Source organism: Yersinia sp. SCPM-O-B-9106 (C-191) (genome assembly GCF_026183365.1).
Taxonomy (GTDB): Bacteria; Pseudomonadota; Gammaproteobacteria; order Enterobacterales; family Enterobacteriaceae; genus Yersinia; species Yersinia rochesterensis.
The window spans coordinates 4,262,655-4,281,653 of sequence record NZ_CP110791.1; the positions used below are offsets into that span (position 1 = coordinate 4,262,655).

Below are 18,999 nucleotides of genomic sequence, written 5' to 3' on the forward strand. Positions count from 1 at the left end.
CGATAGTGGCACAAAGAGATTATGTAAGCCGAGGGCGCTCAGGAGCGCGGCGCAAAAGCACCAGCCGGAAAAAACGCAGTGCTCCAGCAGTATCCAAAACCGTGATGGCACTGGCCGTCGCGCTATTAGTGGTATTTGTTGGTGGCCTTTATTTCATTACCCACAATAAGCCGGGCGAGCTTCCGCTACTGCCTAGCCATGATCCGCGCACAGGCAATGGCTTGCCGCCGAAACCCGAAGAACGCTGGCGTTATATTAAAGAGTTGGAAAACCGTCAGATTGGCGTCCCAACACCGACAGAACCCTCTGCCGGTGGCGAAGTTAATTCTAAAACGCAACTGACCAATGAGCAGCGCCAATTGCTTGAACAGATGCAGGCGGATATGCGGCAGCAGCCGACCCAGCTTTCAGAGGTGCCGTATAACGAAGGGATGCCGGTGCCACGTTCTGCGGTGACCATCAAACCCCCGGTCACCAATATACAGCAGCAGCCATTAACGCCACCGCGTCAGACGGTTGCACCAGTACCAGCACCGCAGACACAAGTGCCGCCGCAGGTCACGGCACCACCGCGCACTCAGCAACCGGTGACTCCAGTAGCGCCAGCAGTGACACCGCCGAAACCGGAAAAAGAGAAAGAAAAAGCGCAACGCTGGATGGTGCAATGTGGTTCATTCAAAGCCGCAGATCAGGCGGAATCTATTCGCGCCCAATTGGCATTCGAGGGTATCGAAAGCCGTATTACCGCCGGTGGTGGCTGGAATCGCGTGGTGCTCGGCCCTTACAGCACCAAAGCTGCAGCGGATAAAGCTTTACAGCGTTTGAAAGGTGCGGGCCAATCAGGATGCATTCCCCTCGCAGTTGGGGGTTGAAAAGTAGTAATCCTCCCCCATTTATAATCTCAATATACCCCGTATTGTTTTGCTGAAAGGCAATACGGGGACTCATTCAGTCCGCAACGAGGATCCGCTCGTGACAACAATTGTAAGTGTACGCCGTAATGGTCATGTAGTTATCGGTGGTGATGGCCAGGTCACTCTGGGCAATACCGTAATGAAAGGCAACGCCAAGAAAGTACGCCGCCTTTATAACAATAAAGTCATTGCTGGTTTTGCTGGCGGTACTGCCGATGCCTTTACGCTATTTGAGCTATTTGAACGCAAACTGGAGATGCACCAGGGCCACCTGACTAAAGCAGCGGTTGAGTTAGCCAAAGATTGGCGCACTGACCGCATGTTACGCAAACTCGAAGCACTTTTGGCTGTTGCTGATGAAACCGCATCACTCATCATCACCGGTAATGGCGATGTGGTTCAGCCTGAAGATGACCTGATTGCTATTGGTTCCGGTGGGCCTTATGCCCAGTCTGCCGCGCGCGCGCTGCTAGAAAATACTGAATTGGGTGCGCGGGATATCGTGGAAAAATCACTGAGCATTGCGGGGGATATTTGTATCTACACCAACCGCTTCCAAACCATTGAAGAATTAACGTACGAAACGTTATCAACACATAAAGCGTAAGGATAGAGTGACATGTCTGAAATGACCCCACGCGAGATTGTCAGCGAACTTGATAGCTATATTATCGGCCAGGATAAAGCTAAACGTGCAGTGGCCATTGCCCTGCGTAACCGCTGGCGTCGGATGCAGCTTAACGAAGAGCTGCGCCACGAAGTTACTCCTAAAAATATTCTGATGATCGGCCCGACCGGCGTGGGTAAAACAGAAATTGCCCGCCGCCTGGCAAAACTGGCCAATGCGCCGTTTATCAAAGTAGAAGCCACCAAGTTCACCGAAGTTGGCTATGTGGGTAAAGAAGTAGATTCTATTATCCGCGATCTAACCGATGCAGCGGTGAAAATGGTTCGTCATCAATCCATTGAGAAAATGCGTTATCGGGCGGAAGAATTGGCCGAAGAACGTATTCTGGATGTGCTGATCCCACCAGCCAAAAATAACTGGGGCCAACCGGATGAAACTCAAGAGCCATCCGCGACCCGCCAGGCTTTCCGCAAAAAACTGCGCGAAGGTCAACTGGATGACAAAGAGATTGAAATTGATCTGGCGGCATCACCAGTAGGTGTTGAAATCATGGCTCCTCCGGGCATGGAAGAGATGACTAACCAACTGCAATCAATGTTCCAGAACATTGCTGGCCAGAAACAAAAACCGCGCAAAATCAAAATCAAAGAAGCATTTAAACTGCTGATTGAGGAAGAAGGCGCGAAGTTAGTCAATCCAGAAGAGCTGAAGCAACAGGCGATTGATGCGGTTGAACAACACGGCATCGTGTTCATCGACGAAATCGATAAAATCTGTAAACGCGGCCAGACTTCAGGCCCGGATGTGTCCCGTGAAGGGGTACAACGTGACTTGCTGCCATTGGTTGAGGGCTGCACCGTATCAACCAAACACGGCATGGTGAAAACAGACCATATTCTGTTTATTGCCTCCGGCGCATTCCAGGTCTCCAGCCCGTCAGATCTTATCCCGGAATTGCAAGGTCGCTTGCCAATCCGTGTAGAATTACAGGCGCTGACCACCGATGATTTCGAGCGCATCCTGACTGAACCGAGTGCTTCGCTGACTGAGCAATACAAAGCTCTGATGGCTACTGAAGGGGTGACTGTTGAGTTTACCCGTGAAGGTATCCGTAAAATCGCTGAAGCGGCATGGCAGGTTAACGAGCGCACCGAGAATATCGGCGCACGCCGCTTGCATACAGTGCTGGAACGTCTGATGGAAGATATCTCTTATGACGCAAGCGAAAGTAATGGTCAATCCATCACTATTGACGCGGCATATGTGGGTAAACATCTGGATGAGCTGGTAGCGGATGAAGATTTGAGTCGTTTTATCCTATAATTCGCTTTATAAGCCGTTGCTGGATAAAATGGTTCGCCAAATTAATATTGAGTGGGAGGCGATGCCTCCCACTCTTATTTTTATTAACTCGCCGATATGGGCGGACCAGACTCCTATAAAATGAAGCAGAAAATGAGCCTATCACCTAATACCCGCTTAACTAGCACCAGCCAGACCCAGGCTTGGCTGGAAAGCCTGCGGCCAAGAACACTGCCCCTGGCCTTTGCCTCTATCGTTACCGGTTCAGCGCTGGCTGTCTGGCTCGATAGTTTTAAGCCCGCCGTCGCCTTGCTCGCCTTATTAACCGCCGGCCTGTTGCAAATTTTGTCCAATCTCGCCAATGATTACGGCGATGCTATCAAGGGCAGTGATACCGAAGAACGTATCGGGCCATTGCGCGGCATGCAAAAAGGGATGATTACTCGTCAGCAAATGAAAGTCGCGCTTATCATCACTGTTAGTATGACTGTCATTTCAGGTATCGCGCTCATTGCCGTGGCCTGCGAAAAACCCAGCGACATTTTAGGCTTTTTACTGCTTGGGCTGATGGCCATTGTGGCCGCAATCACCTACACCGTGGGTAGTAAACCCTATGGTTATATGGGCTTAGGTGATATTTCAGTATTGGTTTTCTTCGGCTGGCTGAGTGTCGCCGGGACTTACTATCTTCAAGCCGGGCACTTTGACAGTATCGTCATGCTACCCGCCACCGCCTGTGGTTTACTGGCGACAGCCGTTTTAAATATTAATAATTTGCGTGATATCGAAAATGACAAAACCAATGGCAAAAACACACTGGCAGTGCGTTTAGGCCCGGTGGTCGCACGTTATTATCATGCCCTGCTGATCGCCGCCGCCATCTTCTGTCTGGCATTATTCAATATTCTGTATCTGCATAACTGGGCGGGTTGGCTCTTTATTTTGGCGGTTCCCTTACTGGCCAAACACGCGCTATTTGTGCTGCGTGAACCCACCGCCGCGGGGATGCGCCCCATGCTCGAGCATATGGTCAAAGCCGCGTTGTTGACCAATATTCTGTTTGCTATCGGCCTGGTGCTCAGTTAACCCCGCCTGTTTCTTTCTCCGGGCAACAGCCGATAAACCTGTCCGGAGAAATTTAACAATTGATGATTTTGCCAACAGCGGCCAGAAAGGGATATACTTAACATCCCAGCCGCAACCAGACGTTAATCCTATGAAATATGATACTTCCGAACTCTGTGACATCTATCATGAAGAGGTCAATGTGGTAGAACCTCTGTTCTCCAATTTTGGCGGGCGCACTTCATTTGGTGGCAAGATTACTACTGTAAAATGTTTCGAAGATAACGGCTTGTTGTTTGACCTGCTCGAAGAAAATGGTCTTGGCCGTGTTTTAGTCGTCGATGGCGGTGGCTCAGTGCGCCGGGCATTAATCAATGCTGAACTAGCTGATCTGGCTTTGAAAAATGAGTGGGAAGGCATTGTTGTTTACGGTGCTGTCCGTCAGGTTGATGAACTAGCCGAATTGGATATTGGTATCCAGGCGATGGCCGCTATTCCGGTCGGTGCCGCAGATGAGGGTATTGGTGAGAGTGATATCCGCGTTAACTTTGGCGGTGTGACATTCTTCTCCGGTGACCATTTGTACGCAGACAACACCGGGATAATCTTGTCAGAAGAACCTTTGGATATTGAATAATATCTCTCTGGTTTATCAACTAAAAAGGGCGATATCAATATCGCCCTTGTTGCCTTTCGTACTCGAAGAAGCTGCGTAACTAGCGGCTTTCAGCAATATATTGATGATGCTTTAAGCCAACTGGCACTCAGACTTCTTCCATCTTTCCCAACAGAGCACGCAGACGATCCTGCCAAACATGCTGTTCTTGTTTCAATTGCTCATTTTCGCGCACTAGCGCTTCACGGCCACCTGCCGCTTCCTGAACTTCTTGGGACAAGGTGTTATTTTTCTCTTTCAGCTCTTCAATTTCCATCTGTAACAGAGTGATGGTATCAATCGCCTGCTGAACTTTAACTTCCAATTTCTCAAATACTTCAAATGACATTCTTCGGTCCCCTTATGAGTCGCAAGGCGTACATCCTTTGGTCGCAGTCATCATTTCTAACTTCAGTTGCCGCGCAAACCACAGTAACTATCGGCGAATGAAACTGCTGTGAATACTTATCGCGCTATATATCCATCAAACTAGTGTAACAAGCGCTATGTTTTAGGCGTCCCATCGCACAGGCGACGCAATATGATAAAAACAATAGTCTTATAAGGCGATGCCCTTGTAGAGCGATTGTATGTAGCCAGTCTCCCCCTGTCTAGCGCCATACCGGTACAAACCACACTCTGTAGCAATTTCGTGTCAGTAACTATCAGTGAAAACCGAAAAAACATCAGTGAAAGTCGAAAAAGCATCAGCAAAAACCGAAAAATGCCTACCATCCATCTTGCTAAGTTATACACAGCTTTAACAACTGGGGAAGAAAGCACTGGTCTGATCACACTTTCAAAGTCCCTTAACATCTGCGAATAACGCGAAATCGCTCATTTTTATGACACACCACACACATTTTGATTTCGCTATTTCTCGTTTGTGCTCGTTAACGATAAATTTACATCACTCCCTCCGTACTTTGGGGGGCAAAAATAAGAAACACCCTATAAATCTCTGTCTCTAGGACATCTACTATGAGCCAAACCGCTAGTTCGACCTTGAAGGGCCAATGTATCGCTGAGTTTCTCGGTACTGCTCTACTTATCTTTTTTGGTGTGGGCTGTGTCGCTGCATTAAAATTGGCAGGTGCCAGTTTTGGGCAGTGGGAAATTAGTATCATTTGGGGCCTGGGCGTTGCTATGGCCATTTATCTCACAGCAGCAATTTCAGGTGCTCATCTTAATCCAGCAGTGACTATTGCCTTATGGCTATTTGCCTGCTTTGATCGCAGTAAAGTTATTCCCTACATTTTGGCACAGATTGCCGGTGCATTTTGTGCTGCGGCCTTAGTGTTCGGCCTCTACTACAACCTATTCATCGATTTTGAACAGACTCATCAAATAGCACGCGGCAGTGTTGAAAGTCTGAATCTGGCTGGTATTTTCTCTACTTATCCAAATCCACATATTTCTGTTTTCCAAGCTTTCTTGGTTGAAATGGTCATTACCGCTATTTTGATGTGTCTTATCTTGGCATTGACTGACGATGGTAACGGTATTCCACGCGGCCCACTGGCACCGCTGCTGATTGGTATCTTGATTGCCGTTATCGGCGGCTCAATGGGGCCACTGACCGGGTTCGCATTAAACCCGGCACGTGACTTTGGTCCAAAACTATTTGCTTATTTTGCAGGTTGGGGCGAAATCGCCTTCACTGGCGGGCGTGATATTCCTTACTTCTTAGTCCCTATCTTAGGGCCAATCGTCGGCGCATTAGTGGGTGCATTCGGTTATCGTGCTCTGATTGGTCGCCATTTGCCATGCGATGTGTGTGCCATTGAAGATGAAGAAACCACGGTTACGACCACAGAACGCAAAGCGTAAATATTAGATACTGTCACTTAAAAAGTAGGCTAACTATGACAACTGAAAATACTACTCAAAAGAAATACATTGTCGCGCTTGATCAAGGAACCACCAGTTCCAGAGCAGTGGTGTTAGACCACGATGCTAATATCGTGAGTGTTTCTCAGCGTGAATTTACCCAAATCTACCCGAAAGCGGGTTGGGTTGAGCATGACCCAATGGAAATCTGGGCCACGCAAAGCTCCACATTGGTCGAAGTGCTGGCCAAAGCCGGCATCAGTTCTGACGAAATTGCCGGTATCGGTATTACCAACCAACGTGAAACCACCATTGTTTGGGACAAAGCGACCGGTAAGCCGGTGTATAACGCCATTGTTTGGCAATGCCGCCGTACCGCTGAAATCTGCGAGAAACTGAAAAAAGAAGGTCTGGAAGAGTACATCCGCCACAACACTGGGCTGGTGGTTGACCCTTACTTCTCCGGCACCAAAGTGAAATGGATCCTTGATAACGTAGAAGGCGCTCGTGACCGTGCTGAGCGCGGCGAATTGCTGTTTGGTACCGTAGACACTTGGCTGGTGTGGAACATGACACAGGGCCGTGTACACGTAACGGATTACACCAACGCATCACGCACCATGATGTTTAATATTCGCACCAAAGAGTGGGACGAACGCATGCTGAAAGCGCTGAATATCCCGCGCGCCATGCTGCCAGAAGTTCGCCCATCCTCAGAAATTTACGGCCAGACCAACATTGGTGGTAAAGGCGGGACGCGTATTCCTATCGCCGGTATCGCCGGTGACCAACAAGCCGCGCTGTTCGGCCAGCTTTGTGTACAACCGGGCATGGCAAAAAATACTTACGGAACAGGCTGCTTCCTGCTGATGAACACCGGCACAGAAGCCGTTCAATCCAATCATGGACTACTGACCACAATTGCCTGCGGCCCACGCGGCGAAGTTAACTATGCGCTGGAAGGCGCGGTATTCATTGGCGGCGCATCCATCCAATGGCTGCGTGATGAGCTGAAACTGATCAGCGATGCCACCGACTCCGAGTATTTCGCCACCAAAGTGAAAGACAGCAACGGTGTATATGTGGTGCCTGCTTTCACTGGGTTAGGTGCTCCTTATTGGGACCCGTATGCCCGTGGTGCGATCTTCGGCCTGACCCGTGGTGTTAACAGCAACCACATCATCCGCGCAACCCTCGAGTCCATTGCTTATCAAACTCGCGATGTACTGGATGCGATGCAAGCTGATTCTGGTGAACGCCTGAAGTCACTGCGTGTTGATGGCGGTGCAGTCGCAAACAACTTCCTGATGCAATTCCAAGCCGACATTCTGGGCACACGTGTTGAGCGCCCGGCAGTGCGTGAAAGTACAGCGCTGGGTGCCGCATTCCTCGCGGGTCTGGCGACGGGCTTCTGGAATGATTTGGATGAAGTGAAGAGTAAAGCCACCATTGAGCGCGAATTCCGTCCAGGAATCGAAACCACCGAGCGCGATTTCCGCTATAAAGGCTGGAAGAAAGCAGTGGCCCGTGCTCAAGCTTGGGAAGATCACGAAGAATAACGGCCCGCCGGTAAAATAGGGCCTGTTTTAAGCTCTCTATAATGCGCCATCATCCCCCGATGGCGCGTTTTTTATTGTGAAAAATCTCATCCCCCCAAAGACACCCTACGGCTTCACATCACAAAGATGATAGAATTCCTGCTTACATTCTTCTTCTATTACCCTAAATAATTCGAGTTGCAGGAAGGCGGCAAGCAAGAGACGCTCCAAGAGCTTACATTAAGTAAGTGACTGAGGTGATGAGTGTAGCCAACGCACATGCAGCTTGAAGTATGACGGGGATACAGGTCTAACCATGAAACGTGAATTAGCCATCGAGTTTTCCCGTGTCACCGAAGCAGCTGCGCTGGCAGGCTATAAGTGGCTGGGTCGGGGCGATAAAAATGCTGCCGACGGCGCTGCTGTTCAAGCCATGCGTATTATGCTCAATCAGGTCAATATTGATGGGCAAATTGTTATCGGCGAAGGTGAAATCGATGAAGCCCCAATGCTGTTTATTGGTGAGCACGTCGGTACTGGCCAAGGCGATGCCGTTGATATTGCCGTTGACCCTATTGAAGGTACCCGCATGACTGCCATGGGCCAGGCCAATGCACTGGCCGTGCTGGCGGTGGGAGATAAAGGCACATTTTTACATGCGCCTGATATGTATATGGAAAAACTGGTGGTTGGCCCTGGCGCTAAAGGAGCAATCGACCTGAACCTGCCGCTGGAACTCAACTTGCGCAATGTTGCCATCAAGTTGAATAAACCACTGACTGACTTAACTGTTATCACGCTAGCCAAACCGCGTCATGACGGCATCATCGCCGAAATGCAGCAACTTGGTGTCAAAGTGTTTGCTATTCCCGATGGCGATGTCGCGGCCTCTATTTTAACCTGCATGCCAGAAAGTGAAGTGGATGTGATGTATTGCATCGGCGGCGCACCTGAAGGGGTGATTTCTGCTGCGGTAATCCGTGCATTGGACGGCGATATGCAAGGCCGTTTATTAGCGCGCCATCAAGTCAAAGGCGATAATGAAGACAACCGCCGCATTGGCGAACAAGAGCTGGTGCGCTGCAAGTCAATGGGCATCGAAGCCGGTAAAGTACTGTTACTGGGGGATATGGCCCGCAATGACAATGTGATTTTCTCTGCCACTGGGATTACCAAAGGTGACCTGCTGGAAGGTATTTATCGCAAAGGAAACATGGCGACCACCGAGACACTGCTGATTCGCGGTAAATCCCGCACGATTCGCCGTATCCGCTCGACTCATTTCCTTGACCGCAAAGACCCAACATTGCATGAATTCTTGCTGTAATTCGGCTCACGAATAGCATTAACGATAATAATATTCGCGATAAACAACAATGGGCGCAACATTCACGTCGCGCCCATTTTAGTTCAGTATTTTCAACCGACTATACACGGTGTTCTTGCGGCTGCATCCGGTGAGATAAAGGCCACCAGCACAGCAAAATCAATACCGCCATGGCAAACATCAACAACCCTAAGCTAAATTGCCCGGTTTGTGGCAGCATGGCTGACAACCAAGTCGCCAGACCTGACCCGACATTCTGCAACCCACCAATCAAAGCCCCCGCAGCACCCGCCAGATAAGGGAAAGGCTCCATTGCCCCGGTGGTGGCCAGCGGAAACAGCATCCCAGCCCCAAAGAAGAATAGCGCTGCCGGTATAATCAGCGTCCAAATATTCATAATGCCAAACCAACCGGGTATCCACATCATCAAACCCGCCAGCAGACAGCTGATCACCGAGTGCCACATCAGGTTATGGAAAGTTTTACTGTCGCGACCGGCATACCACGCGCCAAAAAATGCCGCCGGAATAGGTAGAATAAATAAAATACTGACCGTCACCCCACTTAGCCCCAGCACGCCCCCCATCAACACGCCCGCACTGGCTTCAAATACCGCAATACCCGCTAATGCACCAATCAACATCACCAGATAACAGCTAAAAGCGCGGTCAGAGAACAATAAGCGGAAACTGGCCAGCATTCGTCGTTTTTCAGTTTGTTGTGGCCGAGTTTCCGGTAACCAGCGAAACATGCAAAATGCCACTCCGCCACATAAAAAAAGCAGAAATGCGTAGCTTGCGCGCCAGCCAAACAGACTCGCCAGCACTCCACCAATAATCGGGGCCAAGAGCGGGCTGACCAAAATCCCCATGTTCAACATACTGTTGGCGTAGCGCAGCGCCGTGCCGGCATATAAATCTCGCGGCATGGTTCGCGCCATCACTCCCGCAACCCCTGTCCCCATGCCCTGCAAAGCACTGGCCGCGACCAGCATAGACAAACTATTTGCCAGCCAAGCCCCCAATGCGCCCAGCATGAATATCATCATGCCCACCAGAATGACCGGCCGACGTCCAACCCGGTCAGACAGTGGGCCATAAATCAGTTGCGAGAAGCCATAAGTCAACAGATAGGCCGCCATGACGCGCTGCACCGTACCAGTACGCACTGAAAAGTCGCGGGCGATATCCGCAATAACAGGGACGTAAATGGTTTGCGCCATCTGACCGACAGCTACCAACAGAATCAACATCACCAGCAGGTGGAAATTCTCTATTTTTCTCATTATCTTAACTATGAACAAATTGTTAGCCGGACCTTGTGCCGCACCCATCTGGCCGTAAAAAGCCATTTTTTGCGAGCACCCCACTATTTTTGTGACACAACTCACTTAGCGCATAAGCTAACAAATTCAGATTTTTTAGCGAGCCAGCACGACATATTGCTAAAGGGGCGACTGGCAGATAAAAACACCATTGGCGTAAAGTTAACTGTCCATATATTTGTTTCCGGCCGCCAAAGAATACAGTGGCACTCATGGCGCAAGGAGATAACATTTAATCGATAATATTTTCTACTAATATCCCCTAAAATACCGCCAGCGCTTTAGGTACTACTTTCGATAAGTATTTGAATAAAGGGAATCAGAATTATGGCTGAATGGGTTAGTGGCAAAATTACTCACATTGAACACTGGACTGACTCGTTGTTCAGCATTCGGGTCAATGCGCCAATTGATCCCTTTACCGCCGGTCAATTTGCCAAGCTGGCATTAGATATCAACGGCGAGCGGGTACAGCGGGCCTATTCCTACGTCAATGCGCCAAGTGACGATAATCTGGAGTTCTATCTGGTCACCGTGCCAGAGGGGAAACTCAGCCCGCGACTTGACCAACTGCCGGTGGGTGGCGAAGTGATGGTGACCAAGCAAGCGGCGGGCTTCTTTGTGCTGGAAGAAATTCCGGATTGCGACACGCTATGGATGCTGGCAACGGGCACCGCGATTGGCCCGTATCTCTCTATTTTGCAGGAAGGTCGCGATTTAGAGCGCTTTAAAAATCTGGTGCTGGTTCATGCTGCACGCTTTGCCCGCGACCTCAGCTACCTGCCATTGATGCAGCAGCTTGAGCAACGTTATAACGGCAAACTGCGGATTCAGACAGTTGTCAGCCGCGAAGAGTCACCGGGGTCATTGACGGGCAGGGTTCCGGCACTGATTGAAAATGGTGCGCTGGAAGCCGCTGTCGGCTTAAAAATTGATGCGCAAGACAGCCATGTCATGCTGTGCGGTAACCCGCAAATGGTGCGAGATACCCAGCAATTGTTGAAAGAACAGCGGGAAATGCGTAAACATTTGCGCCGTAAACCGGGGCATATGACCAGCGAGCAGTATTGGTAATAAACCGTATGGGTAAAGGGCCATATGGCCCTTTTTTACCTTATCAAACCCTATTTACTGCGGTGTTTTTTCAGCCAGAAACTTCACCGGTACCGCTTCTGGGCCAAAACGATTGTCACCCTCGGTACCGAGAAATGCACCACAATCAATAAACATCATGACAATAATTAGCGTGGGAACAAACCGCCCAACCCCCCATTGCCAGATGGGCGCTAGCATCTGCCAGTTACCCGCCATTAGCATCCAGGCCAACACCACCAATAGCGCCCACCAACCGGCTTTATTGCGGTCATGTAGCCGCTTGACGATCACCGTGGCTGTGGGCCACAGTAGAAAAACAACAGCAAAAGCAGCGGTCTGAGTGGAAAGCCAATTCTGCCCGGCCAACGTAAAGATAACCAGCATTGCCAGTAACCACAGCCCAATCCAAATCCAAAAATCACGCCGCCCGATACGGCCTTTTAGCGAGAAACACCATTGCTGTATTGTCATCAATAACCTGATCCATTTAACTGATATAATGTGAAGTTGGTATGGACAATAGAGTAACTCAACGCTGTAACTAACCTATACTCTTTGCAGTGAATTTTGACAATCACCCCCAATTACCGCTTTAATCCCCTACACAAACTGCAAACAACGGCATAAGTCATGAGAAAAGAAATAATCGCAATGCTGACAATACTGCTGCTAATAGCAACAGTTAGCCGCGCTCATGCCGCTCCCGAAGCTGGCGATGAACGGCCGGCTGAAGACACTCAGCCAACAGCTCCCTATCTGCTTTCCGGCGCGCCAACCTTTGATTTAACGCTGGTTAAATTCCGTGAAAGTTATAATCACGCCAACCCGACGCTGCCTATCAGTGAGTTTCACGCCATCATCGTAAAAGATGATGTGCCGCCGCTGACCCGTGCTGCCAGTAAGATTAACGAAAATCTCTATGCTTCAACCGCATTGGAAAAAGGCACGGGTAAAATTAAAACCTTACAAATTACCTATTTGCCAATCAAAGGGAGCGAAGAGAAAGCGGCCCGGCTGATCGCGGTAAATTATATGGCGGCCCTGATGCGCCAGTTTGAACCCACACTCACACTCGAACAAAGTGTCAGCAACGTGCAACAATTGCTGACGCAAGGCAAAGGCTCACCTTTCTTCGTCCATCCTGTCGGCGCAATTCGCTATGTTGTGGCAGATAATGGCGAAAAAGGGCTTACTTTCGCTGTTGAACCGATTAAGCTTTCACTATCTGAAGCATAATCTCGCCGCAATTAATGACGAAAAGCAAAGCCATTGCCGCTAATCATCTCTATACTGTTGGACAGGTAAACTGCCTGTCGGGCAGTCATTATTATTGACCCTCGCGTCCCCTTGTTGGAGGAAGAAACATGCGTCATCCATTAGTTATGGGTAACTGGAAGCTGAACGGTAGCACTCACATGGTTAACGAGCTTATCGCTGGCCTGCGTAAAGAATTGAGCACTGTTGACGGCTGTGGCGTTGCTATTGCCCCACCTGCTATCTATCTGAATCAAGCTAAGCATGAACTGTCAGGTAGCCGCATCGCGCTGGGCGCACAAAACGTTGATGTGAATCTGTCTGGCGCATTCACCGGCGAAACTTCTGCTGAAATGCTGAAAGATGTTGGTGCTCAATACATCATTATCGGTCACTCTGAGCGCCGCACTTATCACAACGAAAGTGATGAATTCATTGCGAAGAAATTTGGCGTACTGAAAGAAATCGGCCTGATCCCCGTATTGTGCATCGGTGAAACTGAAGCAGAAAACGAAGCGGGTCAAACTGAAGCAGTCTGCGCTAAACAACTGGACGCAGTGCTGAATACCTTGGGTGTGAAAGCATTCGAAGGCGCGGTTATCGCTTATGAGCCAATCTGGGCTATCGGCACCGGCAAGTCAGCCACTCCAGCACAGGCTCAAGCGGTTCACAAATTTATCCGTGACCATATTGCCAAGCTTGATGCCGCGGTTGCAGCACAAGTTATCATCCAGTACGGCGGTTCCGTGAATGATAAAAATGCAGCAGAACTGTTCACCCAGCCAGACATCGATGGTGCGCTGGTTGGCGGTGCATCACTGAAAGCGGATGCATTCGCCGTTATCGTGAAAGCCGCTGCAAAAGCTAAAAAAGCCTAATTCAGGTTCTAAGCAACTGATTAAGCTGGGGCAGATGATGCTCCGGCTTTTTTATTGATATCTGCATGAAATTCTTTCTTATATAAATCAATTCCATCCGCACCAACCCAGCCCAAGAATTTACTTATCTGAGCGTCCTGATGTGAAAGCTTTGTTTGATCAATCAGGTTTAAGGGCTTCACCTGCTGACTGAGACTCAGATCACAGCTCAAATGGGTCTTTTTCTGAACATCAATAAAATGAAGGATATTGCTATCTTTAAATTTAATCACATTACAGGCATGCCCTTGTGTCGCCCCCGGTAACATGCGCAACATAGCTGGCCGATGAATCACAAGGACACCATTTAACTCGTCAGTGGGTTGATATTGCTGTAGCTGAGTCAGCAGTTCATCAACAGACTTAGCACTCTTATCTAGCAACCCCATATTCCCTTTGACATCCCCGCCTCTCAGTTCGGGTCTTGCAAGATAAACCGTATTCTTCTCAAATGTTTCAGCCACGGCGGTGGCACAAGAAGCACAGTTAGTTTGCCCAAAACCATGAATGCCGAAGTATGCCAGCAAAGCAGCGAGTGGTCGTAGTAACAGAGGCGGCTTACCCTTACTATTGCCTATATTTAACAAATAGCCTGTTAGATAATTCTCTTTGGTACCAAAAATGGAGTAGTTACTGGGCTTAATGCCAAAGGAGGCTTTCTCATTTGTTATGGCTAATGTTGGTGGTGTATAGCTCTCAGTGATAACTGCTGAAGCGGCATCCCATTCATCAGGTTCACATATAATTAACGCGTTACTATGCAGTGATTCAAAACTGCCACTGCGCGATAAAGATCTTAATGGCGGACTTGATGAGTCCAAATCTGGATTATCTATCAAGCTTGTACTTGAAACACCACTAATGTTCATAATTTTCTCCACATAATTTGCCACATTTATTAGACCAAATAATTCAATAACGCATTTGACACGCGCTGGCGAATTAGGCGGTTTTTATCTGTAAGAAAGAGAAGAATTATAAAAATAATCAGAGGGTTAAAATGGCTAATAAAACAAAGCGCCCGTAAGCATTAACTTACAGGCGCTGAGTCAACTACTGCTATCAAATCATTATGTTATTTTTTCTTATTTCATTGTTTACAGACTTTATCGCTTACTGATTTCGTCAAATACGCCGCCAGTCGCAAAATGCACCTGTTGGGCTTTAGTCCAGCCACCGAAGACGTCATCAATGGTAAACAACTGCAGTTTCGGGAACTCATTAGCAAACTTAGCGGCGACAGCCGGATCACGCGGACGATAGTAATTCTTAGCGGCAATAGTCTGGCCTTCCGGTGAATACAGGTATTTTAAGTAAGCATCGGCCACTTCACGGGTACCGCGCTTATCAACCACTTTATCCACCACCGAGACTGTCGGCTCAGCCAAAATAGAAACGCTCGGCGTGATGATATCAAACTGGTCTTTGCCCACTTCATTCACCGCCAGCAGAGCTTCATTTTCCCAGGCAATCAATACATCGCCAATCCCACGCTCGACGAAGGTATTAGTCGCCCCACGCGCACCAGAATCCAGAACTTCCACATTTTTATACAGCTGTTTGACAAATTCTTGCGCCTTGGCCTGATCATTATTGTTGTGCTCTAACGCATAACCCCATGCAGCCAAGTAGTTCCAGCGCGCACCGCCGGAGGTTTTCGGATTCGGCGTAATGACCGAGATGCCCGGCTTCACTAAATCTGACCAATCATGAATCTGTTTTGGATTCCCTTTACGCACCAGGAAGACGATAGTTGAAGTGTAAGGCGCGGAGTTATCAGGCAGGCGCTTGATCCAGTCTTTATCAATACGACCACGTTCAGCAATAGCATCGACGTCGTAAGCCAGAGCCAGGGTCACGACATCAGCCTCAATACCATTAATAACCGAGGTCGCCTGCTTACCAGAACCGCCATGTGATTGGCGCACCGTCACCTTATCACCGGTTTTCTCTTGCCAATATTTGCTAAACGCTTGGTTATAATCTTGATAAAATTCACGTGTCGGATCATATGACACATTCAGCAATTGGATATCTTTTGCCATGGCACCTGATGCCAGCAGCAGTAATGAAAGACCTACACCCCATTTACGCATTGACCCGCTCCCCAGATTTGTTATTAATTGAAATTGTTATTAACTGTAATTGTTATTAACTGAAATCTTAATCAACCCAATTGGTTGGCCTGATACTGAGCGTGCCAGAAACTTTCTGGTCAATTAAAGAATAAAAAAGTTTTGATTATATCAATACGGAATATATGAGTGACTGGAAATAAAAAACCCTCGCAATTGCGAGGGCTTAGCGATCGAGCGAATGGCTGTTTTAGAACAATTTCTTCGCAGTATCGTACCAATCTTCTTTAAATTTACTTTTCTTATTTTCTGGCGCGATACAAACGGAGATTAATTCATGCACCATCTTCTCGTTTTGTACCCCAACGCAGAAGCCGCCGCGCGAATAATCATGATTTTCCAACAGCAGATCAACAGCATAAGCGCCCATACGAGAAGCTAGAATGCGGTCATAGGGAACCGGTGCCCCACCGCGCTGGATATGGCCCAAGACAGTACCACGGGTTTCGCGACCGGTTTCTTTCTCAATGTATTTAGCCAGCTCGTCGATATTGTCTAGTTTTTCAGTAATTGCCACGATCGCGTGCTTTTTACCTTTCTCGATGCCCGCTTTAATTTCAGCAACCAAATCTTCACGTTTGAATTCAACTTCAGGGATAGCAATAAACTCGCAGCCCCCGGCAATAGCAGCCGCCAGAGTCAAATCACCACAATAACGGCCCATCACTTCAACGATGGAAATACGCTGATGCGAAGAGGAAGTATCACGCAAGCGGTCAATAGCTTCCACCACCGTACCCAATGCGGTGAAGAAACCGATGGTATAGTCAGTCCCGGCGACATCGTTATCGATAGTGCCCGGCAAGCCGATACAGTGAATCCCACCTTCTTTGGTGAGTAAGTCTGCACCTGCATAAGAACCGTCACCACCGATAACCACCAGGCCATCAATGCCGCGGTCTTTCATATTCTGTAGCGCGACTTTGCGCTTTTCCGGATCTCGAAACTCAGGGAAGCGCGCAGAACCCAAGAAGGTACCACCACGGTTAATCATATCGGACACGCTATAGCGATCCAGCTTCCTCATACGATTCTCAAACAAGCCAAGGTAGCCATCTTCAATACCGTAAACTTCTAATCCTGCTGACAAAGCTGCACGAACAACCCCACGAATGGCTGCATTCATACCTGGCGCATCACCGCCGCTTGTTAGTACACCGATTTTCTTGACCATGACTACCTCTGAACTTGTAGATGCGATTTTTTAAAATTATTTATTTGCCGATTATGTCTTGCACAGGCGAACAGTACAGAAAATCAGCTTGATGAGCTTAATATTGAATATTATAGCAAAAACACCAAGCTGAATTGATTCAAGTCATGCCATTTGGCGGTATTTTCTTCATGACTGAACCATTATGTAACCACAGTTTACCTGTAGTTAATGTAGCAATAGTTAATGTAGCAATAACGGATGAATAAATTATAACTCCCAATGCGCATGGCGTTCTTTGGGTACCACAGCAGTAGGATCTTGATGGATAAGAACATCTGCGCCAGGAAAACGGTGCAATAACGCCCGCTCCACTTGATCAGCTAAAATATGCGCCTCCATCAATGGCAGCATATCCTCCATTTCAAGATGGAGTTGAATAAAGCGTGTTGGCCCCGACTGGCGAGTACGCAAATCATGAGCGCCAATCACGCCCGGCCATGACGTCACGATATTGATAATTTCCTGCCGCTCATCATCTGGCAAGGCGCGATCCAGCAAAGCTTGCACCGCTTCATAACCCATACGCAGTGCGCTATAGAGAATATAAACCCCAATCCCCAAGGCAAACAATGCATCCGCACGATGAAAACCATACCAACTTAATGCTAATGCAATAAGAATAGCACCATTCATCATGACGTCAGATTGATAGTGCAACATATCGGCACGAATGGCCTGACTCTGAGTTTTTCGTACCACCCAGCGCTGAAATGTGACTAATATCATTGTACTGAATAATGCAATTAATGTTACCCAGATACCTATACCAGGATCTTGCAGCGGTGTTGGTGATGCCAAATGTTGGAAACCAGTCAGGAACAGGAATAACGCCGAGCCGGAAATAAACATGCTTTGCGCCAGCGCAGCCAGCGATTCCGCTTTACCATGGCCAAAAGTATGTTCTTCATCAGCCGGTTGCAGCGAGTAGCGCACCACAAAAAGATTGGTTAAAGAGGCGGCCAGATCCACCAGTGAGTCAACTAACGCAGCCAACAAGCTCACCGATCCAGTATGCCACCAGGCAAAAATTTTAATTATCAGTAAGATTGATGCCAGCACAGTGGCGCTGAGCGCAGCAGCTTTCACCAAGCGCGCATATTGCGGATCCATAACTCATTCCGAATAATATTCAGGGGTTATGAGTATAACGGAAAAGAGACAAAAAAAGCCCTCCATCATGGAGGGCGAAAGACAGGGATGGTGTCTATAGCAAGGAAAACAGGGTATTACAGGGTACTACTTACTTCTGGGCAGAAGAGGGTTGTGCTGCTGGCGCCTGCTGCATTTTCTCAATGCGCTGCTGGTGCTTTTGGTTCAAGACAGCTTTTTGCTCTGGAGTGAGCAAGTTAAACATTTGGTTGCGTACTTTGGCCATTTCGACCTGACGTTCAATCTGGTCTTTGGACATTTTCTCGGCCTGCGCTCTTACAGCGGCTTCGTCGAATTTATCCGCAGTGACCAACTTGTGCATGGTTTCGCGCTCAGCCAAATCGGCACGCGGCTTCTCTTGGCGAGACTGGCGCATCAGGTCACGCATTTGCTGGCGTTGCTGTTCTGTCAGATTGACGCCATCAAACATGTTATGGTGACCACGTCCATCTTTCTTGTTCATCATCGCACCGTCACCGTGGCACCAGCCATCAGTGGCTCCGGACTTATCAGCAGCGAAGGCGGCTTGAGAACCGATAACTAACATTGACGCCATTATTAACGTTACTACTTTATTTACTTTGCGCATTATTTAACTCCTAAGTTCTATCTGCTAAGCGGTTTATTGCCCTGCGATTCAATAAGGAGCA

General features: G+C 48.5%; 19 protein-coding genes. 11 read left to right on the forward strand and 8 right to left on the reverse strand.

What is annotated here, in order from left to right; translation table 11 throughout:
• Positions 1 to 5: 5 nt before the first annotated feature.
• The 5 genes from ftsN to rraA all read left to right on the forward strand — a co-directional run bounded on the left by ftsN (position 6) and on the right by rraA (position 4,546).
• Positions 6 to 872: a cell division protein FtsN gene (ftsN, locus tag OP863_RS19210; protein ID WP_145588766.1), complete on the forward strand. Its 867-nt coding sequence runs from the start codon at positions 6 to 8 to the stop codon at positions 870 to 872.
• A 100-nt stretch (positions 873 to 972) separates the two neighbouring features.
• Positions 973 to 1,521, forward strand: a complete 549-nt coding sequence (gene hslV / locus OP863_RS19215) for an ATP-dependent protease subunit HslV (protein WP_038638000.1) — start codon at positions 973 to 975, stop codon at positions 1,519 to 1,521.
• A 12-nt stretch (positions 1,522 to 1,533) separates the two neighbouring features.
• Positions 1,534 to 2,865: an HslU--HslV peptidase ATPase subunit gene (gene hslU / locus OP863_RS19220; protein ID WP_004392241.1), complete on the forward strand. Its 1,332-nt coding sequence runs from the start codon at positions 1,534 to 1,536 to the stop codon at positions 2,863 to 2,865.
• A 132-nt stretch (positions 2,866 to 2,997) separates the two neighbouring features.
• Complete coding sequence (locus OP863_RS19225; RefSeq protein ID WP_038637994.1) at positions 2,998 to 3,930, forward strand: 1,4-dihydroxy-2-naphthoate polyprenyltransferase; 933 nt, start codon at positions 2,998 to 3,000, stop codon at positions 3,928 to 3,930.
• Positions 3,931 to 4,060: 130 nt separating this feature from the next.
• Positions 4,061 to 4,546 (forward strand): ribonuclease E activity regulator RraA, encoded by a 486-nt coding sequence (gene rraA / locus OP863_RS19230; protein ID WP_038637991.1) that lies wholly within the window; start codon positions 4,061 to 4,063, stop codon positions 4,544 to 4,546.
• Positions 4,547 to 4,673: 127 nt separating this feature from the next.
• Here the strand turns inward: rraA and zapB are convergent, their stop codons facing one another.
• A complete protein-coding gene (zapB, locus tag OP863_RS19235; protein WP_004392238.1) occupies positions 4,674 to 4,913 on the reverse strand; it encodes a septal ring assembly protein ZapB in 240 nt (79 codons plus the stop codon).
• A gap of 632 nt (positions 4,914 to 5,545) precedes the next feature.
• Here zapB and OP863_RS19240 point away from each other — a divergent pair.
• From OP863_RS19240 to glpX, 3 genes are all read left to right on the forward strand, one after another.
• Positions 5,546 to 6,394 carry an MIP/aquaporin family protein gene (locus OP863_RS19240; RefSeq protein ID WP_038637988.1) on the forward strand — a complete coding sequence of 283 codons (849 nt, stop codon included), beginning with the start codon at positions 5,546 to 5,548 and terminating at the stop codon, positions 6,392 to 6,394.
• Positions 6,395 to 6,429: 35 nt separating this feature from the next.
• On the forward strand, positions 6,430 to 7,953 hold the full coding sequence (gene glpK, locus OP863_RS19245) for a glycerol kinase GlpK (RefSeq protein ID WP_038637985.1): 1,524 nt from the start codon (positions 6,430 to 6,432) through the stop codon (positions 7,951 to 7,953).
• 295 nt (positions 7,954 to 8,248) lie between these two features.
• Positions 8,249 to 9,259 (forward strand): class II fructose-bisphosphatase, encoded by a 1,011-nt coding sequence (gene glpX, locus OP863_RS19250; protein ID WP_038637982.1) that lies wholly within the window; start codon positions 8,249 to 8,251, stop codon positions 9,257 to 9,259.
• A 100-nt stretch (positions 9,260 to 9,359) separates the two neighbouring features.
• On the opposite strand, the gene emrD is transcribed toward glpX, so the two are convergent.
• Positions 9,360 to 10,544 (reverse strand): multidrug efflux MFS transporter EmrD, encoded by a 1,185-nt coding sequence (gene emrD, locus OP863_RS19255; protein ID WP_145588761.1) that lies wholly within the window; start codon positions 10,542 to 10,544, stop codon positions 9,360 to 9,362.
• Positions 10,545 to 10,910: 366 nt separating this feature from the next.
• Between emrD and fpr the strand changes: the two genes are divergently transcribed.
• On the forward strand, positions 10,911 to 11,657 hold the full coding sequence (gene fpr, locus OP863_RS19260) for a ferredoxin--NADP(+) reductase (RefSeq protein ID WP_145588759.1): 747 nt from the start codon (positions 10,911 to 10,913) through the stop codon (positions 11,655 to 11,657).
• Positions 11,658 to 11,711: 54 nt separating this feature from the next.
• Here the strand turns inward: fpr and OP863_RS19265 are convergent, their stop codons facing one another.
• Positions 11,712 to 12,149, reverse strand: coding sequence for a DUF805 domain-containing protein (locus tag OP863_RS19265; protein WP_050292144.1), 438 nt, complete (start codon positions 12,147 to 12,149; stop codon positions 11,712 to 11,714).
• A gap of 159 nt (positions 12,150 to 12,308) precedes the next feature.
• On the opposite strand from OP863_RS19265, the gene OP863_RS19270 reads away from it, so the two are divergent.
• Positions 12,309 to 12,914: a DUF1454 family protein gene (locus OP863_RS19270; protein ID WP_186368367.1), complete on the forward strand. Its 606-nt coding sequence runs from the start codon at positions 12,309 to 12,311 to the stop codon at positions 12,912 to 12,914.
• A 128-nt stretch (positions 12,915 to 13,042) separates the two neighbouring features.
• Positions 13,043 to 13,810, forward strand: a complete 768-nt coding sequence (gene tpiA, locus OP863_RS19275) for a triose-phosphate isomerase (RefSeq protein WP_004392229.1) — start codon at positions 13,043 to 13,045, stop codon at positions 13,808 to 13,810.
• Positions 13,811 to 13,830: 20 nt separating this feature from the next.
• Here the strand turns inward: tpiA and OP863_RS19280 are convergent, their stop codons facing one another.
• The 5 genes from OP863_RS19280 to cpxP form a co-directional block, all read right to left on the reverse strand.
• Entirely contained in the window at positions 13,831 to 14,718 is an 888-nt protein-coding gene (locus tag OP863_RS19280; protein WP_145591938.1) for a hypothetical protein, read from the reverse strand.
• Between the two features lie 237 nt (positions 14,719 to 14,955).
• Positions 14,956 to 15,945 (reverse strand): sulfate ABC transporter substrate-binding protein, encoded by a 990-nt coding sequence (locus OP863_RS19285; protein ID WP_038637969.1) that lies wholly within the window; start codon positions 15,943 to 15,945, stop codon positions 14,956 to 14,958.
• A gap of 229 nt (positions 15,946 to 16,174) precedes the next feature.
• On the reverse strand, positions 16,175 to 17,158 hold the full coding sequence (gene pfkA, locus OP863_RS19290) for a 6-phosphofructokinase (RefSeq protein WP_038637966.1): 984 nt from the start codon (positions 17,156 to 17,158) through the stop codon (positions 16,175 to 16,177).
• Between the two features lie 249 nt (positions 17,159 to 17,407).
• Positions 17,408 to 18,310, reverse strand: a complete 903-nt coding sequence (gene fieF / locus OP863_RS19295) for a CDF family cation-efflux transporter FieF (RefSeq protein WP_145588753.1) — start codon at positions 18,308 to 18,310, stop codon at positions 17,408 to 17,410.
• A gap of 130 nt (positions 18,311 to 18,440) precedes the next feature.
• Entirely contained in the window at positions 18,441 to 18,938 is a 498-nt protein-coding gene (cpxP, locus tag OP863_RS19300) for a cell-envelope stress modulator CpxP (RefSeq protein WP_038637960.1), read from the reverse strand.
• Between the last annotated feature and the right edge of the window lie 61 nt (positions 18,939 to 18,999).

Excerpts from the sequence above, each read along its gene's own strand:
- hslU (WP_004392241.1), top strand. The coding sequence starts at position 1,534 with ATGTCTGAAATGACCCCACGCGAGATTGTCAGCGAACTTGATAGCTAT.
- OP863_RS19225 (WP_038637994.1), top strand. The coding sequence starts at position 2,998 with ATGAGCCTATCACCTAATACCCGCTTAACTAGCACCAGCCAGACCCAG.
- rraA (WP_038637991.1), top strand. The coding sequence starts at position 4,061 with ATGAAATATGATACTTCCGAACTCTGTGACATCTATCATGAAGAGGTC.
- zapB (WP_004392238.1), bottom strand. The coding sequence starts at position 4,913 with ATGTCATTTGAAGTATTTGAGAAATTGGAAGTTAAAGTTCAGCAGGCG.
- OP863_RS19240 (WP_038637988.1), top strand. The coding sequence starts at position 5,546 with ATGAGCCAAACCGCTAGTTCGACCTTGAAGGGCCAATGTATCGCTGAG.
- glpK (WP_038637985.1), top strand. The coding sequence starts at position 6,430 with ATGACAACTGAAAATACTACTCAAAAGAAATACATTGTCGCGCTTGAT.
- glpX (WP_038637982.1), top strand. The coding sequence starts at position 8,249 with ATGAAACGTGAATTAGCCATCGAGTTTTCCCGTGTCACCGAAGCAGCT.
- emrD (WP_145588761.1), bottom strand. The coding sequence starts at position 10,544 with ATGAGAAAAATAGAGAATTTCCACCTGCTGGTGATGTTGATTCTGTTG.
- fpr (WP_145588759.1), top strand. The coding sequence starts at position 10,911 with ATGGCTGAATGGGTTAGTGGCAAAATTACTCACATTGAACACTGGACT.
- OP863_RS19265 (WP_050292144.1), bottom strand. The coding sequence starts at position 12,149 with ATGACAATACAGCAATGGTGTTTCTCGCTAAAAGGCCGTATCGGGCGG.
- OP863_RS19270 (WP_186368367.1), top strand. The coding sequence starts at position 12,309 with ATGAGAAAAGAAATAATCGCAATGCTGACAATACTGCTGCTAATAGCA.
- tpiA (WP_004392229.1), top strand. The coding sequence starts at position 13,043 with ATGCGTCATCCATTAGTTATGGGTAACTGGAAGCTGAACGGTAGCACT.
- OP863_RS19280 (WP_145591938.1), bottom strand. The coding sequence starts at position 14,718 with ATGAACATTAGTGGTGTTTCAAGTACAAGCTTGATAGATAATCCAGAT.
- OP863_RS19285 (WP_038637969.1), bottom strand. The coding sequence starts at position 15,945 with ATGCGTAAATGGGGTGTAGGTCTTTCATTACTGCTGCTGGCATCAGGT.
- pfkA (WP_038637966.1), bottom strand. The coding sequence starts at position 17,158 with ATGGTCAAGAAAATCGGTGTACTAACAAGCGGCGGTGATGCGCCAGGT.
- fieF (WP_145588753.1), bottom strand. The coding sequence starts at position 18,310 with ATGGATCCGCAATATGCGCGCTTGGTGAAAGCTGCTGCGCTCAGCGCC.
- cpxP (WP_038637960.1), bottom strand. The coding sequence starts at position 18,938 with ATGCGCAAAGTAAATAAAGTAGTAACGTTAATAATGGCGTCAATGTTA.